At 31.9% G+C, this 13627-nt stretch carries 11 protein-coding genes; all 11 read right to left on the reverse strand.

What is annotated here, in order from left to right:
• Complete coding sequence (locus tag CLV62_RS06005; RefSeq protein ID WP_110309876.1) at positions 1 to 1014, reverse strand: PD-(D/E)XK motif protein; 1014 nt, start codon at positions 1012 to 1014, stop codon at positions 1 to 3.
• Positions 995 to 3739, reverse strand: a complete 2745-nt coding sequence (locus tag CLV62_RS06010) for a Z1 domain-containing protein (RefSeq protein ID WP_110309877.1) — start codon at positions 3737 to 3739, stop codon at positions 995 to 997. Before CLV62_RS06010 ends, CLV62_RS06005 begins: the two co-directional genes overlap by 20 nt.
• Positions 3736 to 5196, reverse strand: coding sequence for an ATP-binding protein (locus tag CLV62_RS06015; RefSeq protein WP_110309878.1), 1461 nt, complete (start codon positions 5194 to 5196; stop codon positions 3736 to 3738). The genes CLV62_RS06010 and CLV62_RS06015 overlap by 4 nt, the downstream gene beginning before the upstream one ends.
• The gene (locus CLV62_RS06020) at positions 5193 to 6281 is read right to left on the reverse strand and encodes a hypothetical protein (protein WP_110309879.1); all 1089 of its coding nucleotides are present in this window, start codon (positions 6279 to 6281) and stop codon (positions 5193 to 5195) included. Before CLV62_RS06020 ends, CLV62_RS06015 begins: the two co-directional genes overlap by 4 nt.
• 1 nt (position 6282) lies before the next feature.
• Positions 6283 to 7335, reverse strand: coding sequence for a DNA cytosine methyltransferase (locus CLV62_RS06025; RefSeq protein WP_110309880.1), 1053 nt, complete (start codon positions 7333 to 7335; stop codon positions 6283 to 6285).
• Positions 7332 to 8729: a DNA cytosine methyltransferase gene (locus CLV62_RS06030; RefSeq protein ID WP_110309881.1), complete on the reverse strand. Its 1398-nt coding sequence runs from the start codon at positions 8727 to 8729 to the stop codon at positions 7332 to 7334. Before CLV62_RS06030 ends, CLV62_RS06025 begins: the two co-directional genes overlap by 4 nt.
• Before the next feature lie 2 nt (positions 8730 to 8731).
• The gene (locus CLV62_RS06035) at positions 8732 to 9154 is read right to left on the reverse strand and encodes a very short patch repair endonuclease (protein ID WP_110309882.1); all 423 of its coding nucleotides are present in this window, start codon (positions 9152 to 9154) and stop codon (positions 8732 to 8734) included.
• Positions 9155 to 9184: 30 nt separating this feature from the next.
• Complete coding sequence (locus tag CLV62_RS06040; RefSeq protein WP_110309883.1) at positions 9185 to 10573, reverse strand: AAA family ATPase; 1389 nt, start codon at positions 10571 to 10573, stop codon at positions 9185 to 9187.
• 6 nt (positions 10574 to 10579) lie between these two features.
• Positions 10580 to 12211, reverse strand: coding sequence for a DUF262 domain-containing protein (locus CLV62_RS06045; RefSeq protein ID WP_110309884.1), 1632 nt, complete (start codon positions 12209 to 12211; stop codon positions 10580 to 10582).
• A gap of 794 nt (positions 12212 to 13005) precedes the next feature.
• On the reverse strand, positions 13006 to 13251 hold the full coding sequence (locus tag CLV62_RS06050; RefSeq protein ID WP_110309885.1) for a hypothetical protein: 246 nt from the start codon (positions 13249 to 13251) through the stop codon (positions 13006 to 13008).
• A 14-nt stretch (positions 13252 to 13265) separates the two neighbouring features.
• Entirely contained in the window at positions 13266 to 13511 is a 246-nt protein-coding gene (locus CLV62_RS22345) for a winged helix-turn-helix domain-containing protein (RefSeq protein WP_170120020.1), read from the reverse strand.
• Between the last annotated feature and the right edge of the window lie 116 nt (positions 13512 to 13627).

Below are 13627 nucleotides of genomic sequence, written 5' to 3' on the forward strand. Positions count from 1 at the left end.
TTATATATTTTTAATCATTTCGGATTTATTTATTTCGAACCTTCCACATGCGGAAACTATAATTGAATATTTCAAATCGCCTATGCCATCGGGTAATATCGAAGGTGAAATTGAAGGAAATCCTTCCGTTATTTCATATAGCTTTAACTTCGTTATTGAAAACCCAGATGTATATGCGTGAGCTAAATCTCTATTATATCCTAATCTGATTAACTGTGCGTCGAATATGCTTAATGCTACAGAATCATCAGAAAGTATTTTTCGGATAGATTCAATCTTTGCAAACAATGATCTATCAGGAGCATTATCATGAATATTAAGGCAATAAAGAACTAAGAACAGATTTTTGAGTCCTGTTTTATCCAATTGCTTTTCGGAACTGATATATATTTTTTTATGTTCTTTTCCTGCTGATGTTTTAACTTCTATAGCCGTATTATGTAGTTGAAAATCATGATTTGTTCGTTTAGCTCCTGTCCAGTATAGCATAGCCTCATATGTTGTATATTTTTTCAGAATAAAATCTTCAAGAAATAATAGTTCACCGAATAAGCCTTGTTGTGCAGATATAGGTAGAATTTCATCTGTATATTTTTCAAAGAATATTTTCCATTCGTTCAAAGATCTACTTAAAGTAGGTTCCAGTGAAGAAAAAGATGCCAGATTTACGATATCATTACATATATCTGATACAAATAATTCAAAAATATTTTCTGTCTCGGGGATTATCTGAGAGATTTTTAGAAATCTACAATTATGATGATCACCGATAGAATTATTCACCTCTGCAATATCGAGTCCTCTGAACAATGGGAGTCTATTCTGATTAATATAGATTCCAGAGGAAAGGTGAATGTAAAGACAGCGGATATTTTTATTGAAATCAGTTGCAATAAAAACAGCTTCATTACTTTCAGCCAGAATTTTCCTGGCGATTAATGAATTAGGGTTATTCCGTGATTCTTCATTAATCTCTTTCCATATTTCAGTATAATCAATTTTCTTCATCTTCATTGAGGTCCAGTTCTTGATAAACAGTATTTACATAATATTGCATGTCAACCGAATTTCCACCATCCGACCAGCTGATTGCAAAGCCAACGATATTCTTATTAAATTGCAACACATCATCTCTTCCATAATCAGTTACATTCAGTACATATATCATCAAGAGGGGGTTAGATAATCTTCCTGGTAATTTGCGGATCTGCTTTCTTGATAAATGTCTCGGATCTGTATCAAGGTCTACAACTTCGTCAATTTTATCAGTCATCATTTTAATAAAAAGTTTATCACTGGCTTCTTCTTTCAGCGAACGACTTACCGGTCTTATTTTATGTCCAGAAAAAGATATCACTCTATCTTTTTTCTGTGAATTATCCAGAGTTATCAATGCTATATTCCAATTATCAAAGTCTGTTATATCTTTTGCTCTCTGGGTTTCAAGATATTGTTTTATTCTTTTTGAATTTGCAGCAGGAAGTCCTTTGTAAGTCTGATAATTATCCAAAAAGTCTTCTATAATACTGACACGTCTGTTTAACCAAACTATTTTATCTTTTTCATTTATATCTGGTCTTCTCAATCCTAAGATAAGACTTTCTGCGCATTGATAGTTTGATTCAATAACTTTTTCATTATTGGGGAAAGATGTGGTTTCAGTACATGTTCCTTTATAGTTCAGTCGCAATGGAATAGAATCCCGCATTTTCATTGTACTTGTAATCATCATATCTGGATGAGATATGATACGTAACCCGAATTCTTTGGGAGTCAATCTTAATCTTTCCATTTCAATTAGCTCTGCACGCAAAACTTCGAATGCTGTTGATATATTCCTGTACCAGTCATATAGTTTTTTTGTTGTATATATCCGACAAAGATCTTCAAATCCTGTTCTGTAGCCAAACCATCGTCCCATCTGCATGAGCGTGTCATAGAGGGATGTGGTACGGGTAAAATAACTTATAGTCAGTCCTTCAAGGGTGAGTCCTCTGGATAGTTTGTCTCCTCCGACAGCAATCACCCATAGTCCAGTTTCTTTTTTATTTGCATAATCCAAAATATCTCCTACAGTACCGTTTATTATTAGGCAATTACTTTCAAGTTTTCGTATAACTTTACTGAAATTCGGCAGAATATCATTCCAGCAATGAGAGGCTTCATACATGCTTATGGTGGTGGGGAGGTGATCTTTTTCATAAAGATTCTTCAGTTTTTTTATTGTATCAGCATCATGATTAATAATATGGTCGGATAATTTTTCAACATATTCCTTTACTAATTGTGCTATTTTGTTTTGTACACTTGTATATCTGGTACAGTGAATAAGCATTGTGTTATGCTTTTTAGACTGTCCCCTAAACCAACGTATAGCCGATGATATAATAAAGGAGTCTATAGCTTCTCTGAGACTTTCAGAAATATTCTCCGGGGTGTAATCTGCTTTATGTTTCAATGGAACAAAATCTGATTCTTTAAGACCGGAATCGCTAATTGTTCTGTTTATAGGTAGTCCAAATTCTTCGCAATCATTAAGTCCGAAAACCCTTTTAGGTCCAAAATAATTAGAGGGAGCATCTAGAGTTTTAATGAAGGATTCAGGGAAAAGGTCTTTACCCAATATAGTATGAGGTCTGTCGTGATGTATGAATATATTGGCAAAAGGAGTAGCGGTATATGCCAGATAAATTTTTTGTCTGAACAATTGCAGAAGTTCCCTTATACACTCATTTATGGCTGTTGGGTCCACTTCTTCTCCGTCTGTATTTATATGTGGCTTAGTATTTACAGATGCCTGATCAGCTTCATCATCCACAATTAAAAGAGGCAGGTTATTAAATTGTTTTATATCTCTGTCTTCGTATACAAGATCCCCGTCAAATGTCTCTATCCAGCCTTTAAAATACTTAATAAGATTTTTAAGTATAGATTTATTCTTCTTTACCACAAAAATAATACATCTGTCTGATGTCGGAGGTGTACCATGAGATTTTTTCAGGTTAAAATCCCCGTTCTTGCGAGCATCGTAATTGGACTCTGTAAAGGTATCAATAGGGTAATATGTTTCTCCAGGAAGAGTTGATACCCCTATTCTTTTTATCTCCGCCTTAATACTAGTATCTCTTCCAAGAATCTCTTCATCTATGCGTTCCTGTGTTTGCTGGCGGAGGTTCTCATGCATGCCAGCCAGTACTATAATAATTTTATACCCAGAATCAATGGCTTTATTAATAACTCCCATAAAACTGGCAGTTTTACCAGACTGAACATATCCCACAACTAATCCTCTTCGATCAAACGCTCTGTTTTTTACAGTAGGATCCTCAAATAGTTCAATAATGCCATCAGTTGTCTTATCCAGATTTTCAACTGTAGAAGTAGCCCAACCTTTAATATGATTGAGATATTTTTTATATCTCGGCCAGAATCTGAAATTTATAGCGTCTTCTGCTTTTTTCTGTTTATACCATTCTATATGATCTTTATTGTCAAAAATGGTATGTTGCTCCCCATCTTCCACAATAATATTGACTTCCTCACTGAGCTCTTCGTTCAGCAAATCAACAACTTCCTCAATAGAAGAGAATGTCCTCGAAGGATGTAATATCTGCTCAACCGGGATAGAAGACAGGAAACTGTTGATAGAGGTACTTATTGCTTGTGGAAATGGCATCAGTTTTTTTAAGGTTTCATACACACCTCTGACATTTGCTTTTATCTCGTTGTAATGAATCATAATACATCTAAATGTTTACTGAATAAATCAGTTGTTTTTAATATTTCTTTAGCTTGTTCAATATCAACTCCAGAATCATTCATTCCTTTGAGCAGTTCTGCATAGATTTTTCTGATCTGTTCAGGTTCGTTATCCAAAGATTGCTTTAGGGAGACATTTTCATCGTATGAATCATTCAGAATCATACCAACAGGTATGGTACTTTCAATGGTTTTAATATATAATTTGAATATCTGCTGATTATCTGCCAGAATGTCTGCAATCAACACAAACAAGGGATGTTCCGGATTAATCTGATAGAATTTTTCTCCTTTCCGTGTTTTGCACTTCCATGTATATACGATCTCTTTTTTCTCTCCTTTTCTGCGAATATATGCACCTCTGTGAGTATAGACCTTTATTCCACAGGAAATAGCATCAGTACATATCTTTAGAATGTTTTTTCTTATAATATCCGGAATTTTAGCCGATGCTTTTTTTACGTCAATCTGCCATTCTTTATCATGCTTATTGGTGATATCTATACAAATACGTACTAAACGTTGGCTTTCCCTCTGTTTGAACTTAAGATCCATCCAGGAACCGTCAATAATAAGTCTGTCATTGCGATAAAGATATATTCCTTGATGTTCAATCCATCCTCTTATTATATCGTATTTTTTCTGTTCATCTTTTGATAATTTTGCTTCATGAGGCAATATATATGGCTGTACTGAAATCTGAGAACCATTCATAGTAAAAAAGTTCTCCTGTAATTCCTGAGAAGGGTTGCTATCTGATATAACAAATGGATTTATTGGGGAAATCTGTTCTCTATTGATGCAGATGAGAAGTGATTTCTTTTCAAGAAACCTATGAAAAACAAGACTGAGGTATTTTTTTACATTCTCAAACTTACGATAGAAGTCCCCCTTGTCTGTATTAGGATTACCAGTTTCAGCAAGACGATCAAGTTTTTCCCATAATATTACTGTTCCGGTATTGTTTTCAAACTTTCCAAGTTTTGTGGACGAATAATCATCGAGACATTTTCTATACAGCACCCATTCTTTTTCATCCTGTATTTTATCCAGATCCCAGACACGGATACTTGATGATTTACCATCATTAGACAAAACACTTAAACGTTTACACTGAGAAAAAGAAGCTGTTTTCAATCCCAACCCGAATCTTCCGAGATCGTCTGTACGTCTTTCATCTGAAGGGTTAAAACTACCTAATTTCATAGCATTTATCAGCTCTTCTTCAGACATACCTTTCCCATTATCCTCTATTCTTACATGGGAGCCAAAAGAATCTATATCGTAAGTAACTGATATCTTATCAGCTCCAGCTGTTATAGAGTTATCAATAAGATCGGCTATAGCTGTTTCTACAGAATATCCAAATGCTCTGAGTGAATTTACTTCTTTTTCAGGATCAGGTCTGACAATATCATAATGCTGTATTTTCATCATTGATTTCTGATAATATTTTTCAGCTCTTCATGCTCAATCAATCCATAATGTTTATCCAGTAATTTATGACATGCAGGACATACCTGTATATAATCTCCGATACATACCTCAACCGAAGCATTTTTATCTGTAGAAAACCTTTTTATACAATGATATTCCATGATATCTTCCCCAAGTTTTCCATATATATTATTTAATTTTATCCTACAGACCGAGCATGTTCCGGATTTACCATAGTGATACTCTTTAACCTTACGGTAAAATGAGGTATCAACTTCTTTACTTTTATGTAACTGGTACAAATTATTATCCATTTCATCATTCCGTTTCATTTTATCCTGTATATTACCAGGCTTATCTTTAGAAAGAAGATGCTGAATATTTACATTGTATTTTTTTTCTATGTCAGCTACTGCGCTGGCTAATAATTTGTCTTTCTTGCAATATTCATTGAATATTTCTTTAAATAATCCTGTACCTGAACTGAGTAACCCTTTTGTATTACATTTAGGGTCACAACTTCTGAAATTACTTAACCGGAGTGAGACTGAAGCTATACTTCTGAAGTTTTCAGAACGTATATTCTTTTCATATAGGGGTAATTCATTCAAAACTCTACTTAATGCTATAACCTTGGGGTTTGTACCGTGCATCTGTCCAAAAGTCAGAACTTTATATAATGCCAGAGTGAGAATCAATTCTTCTTTTTTCCAGGGTAACTGCTTTCTGTTCTCTTTTTTTTGATCCAGATGTTTTTTTTCAATATCAGACACCGCTCTTTTAAGCTCTGTTGGTTTTTTATAGAATTTCATAAAAATCTCTTTGTCCAGCATAGAGCAGGCATAAAGACCCTTACCTGCATAATCAGGATCAATTGCAGAGAAATTTCCAAGTTTACGAGAAATTCCATTAGCATTGCGAAATGTCGGATTTTCATTCAATCCGGGATGAATATTCAGAGATCTGAGTTTTTCACTCATTTCCCGGAATGTTGAATAAGAATGTTTTTTTTCTCCTCTCTTGATCTTAAGATATAGATCCAGAGTAAGAGTCAGCTCTTCTTCTGTCCATTTCGGTAGTTTCATGTTAATCCTGAATTCGTTGATTTACAAACAAATAATGCAATAACGCATACATTGTATTTACGCTCAGTCCATTTCCAGCCTGTTTATAAAGTTGATGATCACTTACCTCAGCATCTTTTGCATTATTAAAGAATTCTTCATCAAATCCTTGAAGCATGAGAGCTTCTTTTGGGGTCAACTTCCTAACAGGTTGGGTATATAATATTTCCTTTGCTGTATCTTTATGACTTATACCGTTTATGATATAATCATCTGAATAATAATTATCTTGACATGCTCGATGCATTTTTACCATTGTTGCAGTCAGAGTTCTTGCAATATCCAAATCAATCTGTGATTTGGATTTAAAATTTTTAGAACCATCTGCTAAGATAGTATGTTTTATTTTCTCTGAAAGATAGTATTTATTGTCAACATTTTTGTCCAGTATATCTAGAACATTATTGTATATACATAAAGAATGTTCATCGATATTTCTGAAATTGTCAATTATTCTTTCTTGAGTAAGTTCAATTTCCAATTCTCTTCTACTGCATACAATAAATATCCTGGACCGCCTCTGTGGAAGTCCAAACTCTCTTGTGTTCAATACAACTGTTTCGACAAAATGATATCCGTTTTTCCGAAAAAAATTCATAATGTTATGGAGTGTATCTCCATTGTTGTGTTTCTCGAGATGTCTTACATTCTCAAGCACTATAAATTCAGGAGTTTTCACATTCAAAATTTTTTTTATACTGAAAAGTATAGAACCGCGGTCATCACTAAAACCCAGCTGTTTCCCCATAAGGCTAAAAGCCTGACAGGGAAATCCTCCCATAAGAATATCAAAATCTACAAGAGAATTGACATTTTCATCTTTATCAGCAAAAGAAATAATATCATTCATTTCCGTTTCTTCAGTAATATTATAATTCGCTTTATACGTCTTTAAAGCATGAGCATCTATTTCAGAGAAAGCAACACAATCGAAAGGAATGCCTGAATCCCGACTTAATAACTCGGACGCTTTCTTGAAACCACCAATACCTGAAAATAGTTCTATATACCTCATTCGTAGAAACTTTTTATTGTCGTTGCAATCACTTTAGCTAATTTGACAGGAACGGCATTACCTATCTGATAGTACCAGTCATTCAGAGAACCTCTGAAAAAGTAATCATCTGGAAATGTCTGAACTCTTGCTGCCTCCCGAGGGCTCAATCCCCGTGCTTGTGTCGGATGAATATACATATGGCAATCTAGTCTCATGTGAGATGTAATAGTTTTACAAATCTCATCACTTCTGAGTTTCTTATATTTATCTTTAAATATTTCTTCTCTGTTTTTATATTTCAGAATATCCTGTATGCTTTCCGCTGTAGAATCCTCTCCAGGTAGAAGGCGGCTGAAAATCTCAATATCATTATCATTATTATATCTGGACTTATGATTCAGCAGATATTGTACTTCCCGGTAAGAGTTGATTTCAGAAATATATTTATTGCTCTTAATCATAAATTTACGGGTTGTATACCCATGTTTCTCACTATCAAGATGAGAACTTTTTATATGAGGATTGGTAGATATCTCTGGTAATCCAAATAAAGCATCCTTCAGAACGTATGGTTTATATCCATTACTGATCACATTAAACTTCATCTGCATTTCGAGCGGTGAAATACCGATTCTATTTCCGATGAGAAAATATCTCTCCCTATTCTGAGGAATACCAAAATCTTTAGCGTTCAGTACCATTGGAAAAAACTCATATTCTTGCCCTGCAATTTTACGTATATCACTTTCTATCTCACTTTCTTTATTTTTCATTCCCTTAACATTCTCCATAATAAACCAGTCTGGTCTGATTACAGAAATCATAGTAAGATAAAATCTATATAAAGAATTCCGGGGGTCATCTTTCAATGGTTGTCTGTTTGCCATGGAAAATCCCTGACAAGGAGGTCCTCCAGCTACAAGTCTGATGTTCCGGAAAAGATGTCTGAAATTATCAAGCTCGATTGTAAGATTTTCGATGTCTCCACCGAAAAAATTGTCTAATGGAAGGTTGTGGTTAAAATAGTAGGTTTCCAGAGCCGATTTATTATGATCATTCACAAACACAGGGCTAAATCCCGCTTGGATAATTCCTTCGCTGAGTCCACCAGCTCCACAGAAGAAATCCGCAAAATGAAACTCTGTTTCATTATCAAATGTTTTGTTTTTATCCAGATATCTGGATAAAAATGGATCTTCACCAAAATAGGATTGAATAGTATAGTAAAGATTATTTAGTTCAGAAAACAAATCATTACCCAGAATTTCCTTATATTTTTTATTTATTACAATTTCAGATGTGGAGGTAGGTTTTATTCCTTTCAATAAAAAAACTGAATCTATCTCTTTTGAAAGTTCTCTGCTTTTTAATGCAAATCTGTTATTGTAATATTTATAATAAAAATCTAACATTCTTAATATTGTTTTTTTATATCATTTACCAACATGTAGAGTGTTTTATCTCTTTTTTCTTTTTTCAAGTCACACTCCCAGATGGTTAGTACATGCCATTGCATTTCTTCAAGTAAACAGAATGTTGTTTTATCATGTTGTTTGTTATTGTTGATTTTATTAAGCCAGAAATCAGTTCTAGTTTTCGGTATAACAAAGTATCGACATCCTTCATGGCCATGCCAGAAACAACCATTGATAAATATTACTGTTTTATATTTTGGCAATACAATATCTGGTTTACCTGGAAGTGTTTTAGAGTAAAGTCGATATCTTAGTCCTTGAGAAAAAAGATGCTTTCTTACCAAAATTTCAGGTTTGTTATTCTTCCCTTTAATTTTGCTCATATTGTAACTTCTTATTTCTTTTGAATGAACGTCTGCCATAATTATATTTTCATCAATTATTTTTATTATTTAGAGATTAACGACATTACCATTTATGCATCCTTTCAAGTTAGATTCTATTTTTTCTAACAGATCTAAACATTCTATAATTTCTTTTACTGTAAACGTTGTTAAACCGATTGTAGCATGAGATAGGGGATGCATAGTTACTTTTTGATATAATTTTAAGTTTTTAAGAATGCTTTTTAATTGTGAATGGTTTATTTTTCCATAACTATCTATTTTATTACATATTCTATTTCTTAAATCACGATCATTTCCGTCAGCTAAAATGATTTTGACATCATTAATCAAATCATAACCAGTTTTATTGTTATCATAATAAATCGATTTGTCATTTAATATGGAAGACAGGATATTTTTCGATTCTTCAACAGCACCAATCATCATTAATTTAGAAAACTCATACAATAATATTTCAATTTTTTTTCTAATGCGATTACCTAATTCTGTTATATTATAACCTCCTGCATTAAAATCTGTTCGTATGCAACTAACTTTCTCAATAAGAGATTTCTGGTAGACTTTGTGAGAATTGTTAAGTTCATATAAATTACAAAAATCCCATTTGGGGTTTTCGATATTTATTTCATTAATAACAAACATTATTAAATTGTAAAAACTTATATTATGTGTTAGTATTATTTTTTGGAAATTACAAAATGTTGATAAAACATGGTTTATAAGATATGTTCTATTTGAAGCATCCATACTTGTAACAAAATCGTCCAAAATTAGAAGCCTTTTCTTTGAGGAATCTTCAGCTATATGAATTATAGTAAAGAGTAGAAGTAAAATAATTAGATTTAATTTGGCTTCATTAAAGTAATTCTTTAATTCTTCTTTTCTCCTTAAATTCTTTGGGTCATCAATTATAATACATTTAAAATTATCACTATTATCAATAGAGATTCGAATATCTTCTTTAAAATCCCTTTTTAGGATAAGATTAACTTCACTTTCAATTAAATCGTAATAATTATTCAAAAAAATATCTGTATCTCCAATATTAAAGTAACAAGTTCGCATAACATCTTCAAGAGAAATATTAGACTTGACCAGAATATCCTCAGAAGATATCATGAAAACTTGATAATCTATTTTGTTAAATGAGTCATAGTCGGTGTTGTTTATCTTTAGTTGAAAAGGGTTATTAACCTGTTTATTATTATAAGATGATTTTAAGTCATTCTTTTGTTGTTGCTTCTCTTCTGGAGTAATAGTTGTGCGGATTTTAAGACCCTCAATTTTATCTTGAAAAAAGATGTATTTTATTGCTTCATATATAGAGCTTTTTCCAGCCCCATTTTCACCATATAGTAATAAATTTTTATTACCTATCTTCAGTTCTAGCTCTTCACTAAATGCCTTGAAATAATTAATAAATAATTTTTCCATGACTAATTATTTTGAAAAAAATGATAGAAGAATATTCTTAAGATGATTGTCTCTATTTATAAAATCATGATACGTAAAATTATTATTATTTAAAAGAGCTCTTACATTATCTATATGAGATTTAATATAGTATTCGCTTTTTTTATCAAATGGAAGATTTCTTTTAGGTATATCTAAAACGACAAAATTCCCTAAGCTTTCTACCACATTATTCAAATCTACATTTTCCCAATCTTCCGAGAGTAAATGCTTATCCTTGGTCGTTATAATTCTATCTATTGTGTAAGAAGGGATGTTAATATGATTCTCTAAATAAAAAGCTAGCAACGCAAATCCTTTCTTTAACCTTCCTAAATAGAGAAAATAATCTATTGGAATTTCACTCCTCTTATAAGAATCTATATCTGTTTTGCTAGAGGTTTGTTTTATTATATTATAAATTTCGAATTTTACAGTAGTAGTAGACCCTTGATAATATATATATCGAACTATCGATTTCAAAAAATCGATAAACTTCCTATCTTCTTTAAATCCATAAACGTATAGAAAATTTACAATCGCATATTTGGGGTATTGATTCGTATATGCATCTATTAGCTGTAACCATATGGCTGTGTCTGTCGTTTTTATCTTTTCTTGATTAAGATATTCTAGGATTTCTGTGATCTTAAATAAATCAGATAAAACATCCTGATAATCCTTAAAACTTAAAGGTGAATATGATTTATTTATAAAAAACTCTCTCAAGTTTTTTTCTCCAGTTGTAATTCCTTCAGTTCCCCTTATTATATGTGAATAGTACCTAAACACATCATCGACCTTTAATTGTAAAGCATCGCAAGAGGCTTTGAAATCCACCCATAGCCTAATAAAAGAATCCTCTTCCTCCTTTCTCTTTGCTTTATTGTATAACTTTGCTTTAAAAATATCTGCATCCTCTAAGTTCATTCCTCGGTTATTTATTGTTTCAAAAATAACTAAAGCTTTAGTATTAGCTTCATCAATAGAGTTACCGACTAATTCGATTGGTAATAAATATACATTCTCCAATAAAAATTTTATAAACTCTTTACTCTTATCCAAACCGACGGATCTTTGAAAATCTACCAACCAACCATAAAAGAATAAACTATTAGCTTCAATACGGTTATCACATAATCTTTCTAGAATCCATCCTTGTTTATCAGATACTTTTTTTCGTTTTTCTTCAAAATCATCATTTTGATATTTAAAAATTTTATCTAAATCATTACCATCACTACTCTCAAAAATCTCAGATCTAATCCTTGAAAAGCTATCATCTCCCTCCCATGATTCTATCTCTAACATTTTTTTTAGAATTTTCATTTCAGGATATAATATTGATAACACTTTAAGAAATAAAAAAAGTGTTATTATTCTCTGTTGCCCATCTACAACTTGAAGAATCCCTTTATTATTTGTGCTTTTCGCAATGATTATATTTCCAATAAAGTAATCTGTATTTTCTTCGAATGCTTCCATTAGATCATTATAAAGTTGGAAACATTGATCATATTCCCATGAATAAGGCCTTTGGTAAGAGGGTATTACATACTGGTCCTCATTGAGGAATATGTTTTTTATATTTTTTTGTTCTGCGCTTAATGATAATGACATTTGATTATGCTTTGTAATTTGACCTTTAATTATTCTTTACTTTTCTCTATCAAAAATCCATAACTATTTCTTGTTTTTTTCTCTCCCACTTCTTTTAATTAAAATATGATAGTTGCTTTTGTTTCCAAAATTAACTAATTATATCTATATAGTATTAATCTCCCATCCCCTATTTTGGTAAAATATCTTTTTCTACCTGTTCTCTCAAATCACGAGTAACAGGTGCTGTCGATTATATATATTTAAAATGGTGCATATAATCTTTTTGACTGAATTCTTTATCTCCAATTACTGATTTAAATAACTCATTTCGATTTTCCGCTTTTAAATATACAGGTGGGAATGAAAGCAGTTCTTCGAGACCTCGCTCGATAATAATTGGTGTAAATTGAATGTAATCAACTGTTTATAATTATATTTTGAAATACGATCATTTCAAAATTTCCAGTATTCGCTTCAGTTCCAAATGCTAATGCAACACCTAATTTATATTTATAATGTTTTTCGATCATTTAATCATCTTCAAATAATTTTTACTGTACAATATAAAAAATATATTTGATATTTCACATTACTGTCATTTTATTTCAGAAATATTCATATATGAATTCCTTAATATATTAATGACTATTATATTCAATAAAGGTATATATGATTCAAAATCAGTGAAATTGAAATTCTAAAATTATGTAGACCGCAAGCAATGAGCATGACTAAATCGTCAAATCCAAACTTGCAACATCTGAAACCTTCTTTGAGAATAAGACAATTTTTGACACCGCCGATGGCATATTCTACAAGGATGCAAAAACGTGCTTTTTTCTGTTTTCTTCTTTCTGATTATCAGTCAATAGCTTGATTTTAGGTTTCCTTGTTGGTATATTAACTATTAAATTTTCAGGCTTATGTCCAATAAATTCTGTATCTTGCCACATTGTAGCTCCTAAAGGCAGGCTCAGTGGCTGTTCATCAAGAATCTTCTTGTCATAGCAAGGCGTAAATTTCAAATTCCATTTTCGTTTACTTTCCTTTGTTAGCAAATTTAACTAAATATTTACTTTAACTTATAGATATTCATTTTTTTAATTAATTGTCTGTAACTTTCCCAAAATCCATCCCTAGCCGAACCGATACAGAAAATTAGACCCTCTGCTGTCATTTTCTGAAGGTGATATTTAACTCCATCGGACGTTATACCTAATATAGAGGCTGACTCGTTACGTGTAATCTTGGAATTATTCCCTATCTGTTCTATGATTTTGTCACGTATCGAGCATGGTGTGTTGCTTTCAAGAGCCAACGTTTCATCAATTACACCTAAAGTAAAATCTATAAATAGTTTACAGCCATCTTCACCTCCACTAACTGCAATAGCTTTATAATACTCCTTACGATATTTATAAACTATATTCTCAA

The organism is Indolivaga alginatilytica (genome assembly GCF_003201355.1).
Classification (GTDB): Bacteria; Bacteroidota; Bacteroidia; order Bacteroidales; family Dysgonomonadaceae; genus Dysgonomonas_A; species Dysgonomonas_A alginatilytica.

Bases quoted from the DNA above. Each gene is read 5' to 3' on its own strand.
- CLV62_RS06015 (WP_110309878.1), bottom strand. From the start codon at position 5,196: ATGATGAAAATACAGCATTATGATATTGTCAGACCTGATCCTGAAAAA.
- CLV62_RS06025 (WP_110309880.1), bottom strand. From the start codon at position 7,335: ATGAGGTATATAGAACTATTTTCAGGTATTGGTGGTTTCAAGAAAGCG.
- CLV62_RS06040 (WP_110309883.1), bottom strand. From the start codon at position 10,573: ATGGAAAAATTATTTATTAATTATTTCAAGGCATTTAGTGAAGAGCTA.
- CLV62_RS06010 (WP_110309877.1), bottom strand. From the start codon at position 3,739: ATGATTCATTACAACGAGATAAAAGCAAATGTCAGAGGTGTGTATGAA.
- CLV62_RS06030 (WP_110309881.1), bottom strand. From the start codon at position 8,729: ATGTTAGATTTTTATTATAAATATTACAATAACAGATTTGCATTAAAA.
- CLV62_RS06035 (WP_110309882.1), bottom strand. From the start codon at position 9,154: ATGGCAGACGTTCATTCAAAAGAAATAAGAAGTTACAATATGAGCAAA.
- CLV62_RS06005 (WP_110309876.1), bottom strand. From the start codon at position 1,014: ATGAAGATGAAGAAAATTGATTATACTGAAATATGGAAAGAGATTAAT.
- CLV62_RS06045 (WP_110309884.1), bottom strand. From the start codon at position 12,211: ATGTCATTATCATTAAGCGCAGAACAAAAAAATATAAAAAACATATTC.
- CLV62_RS06020 (WP_110309879.1), bottom strand. From the start codon at position 6,281: ATGAAACTACCGAAATGGACAGAAGAAGAGCTGACTCTTACTCTGGAT.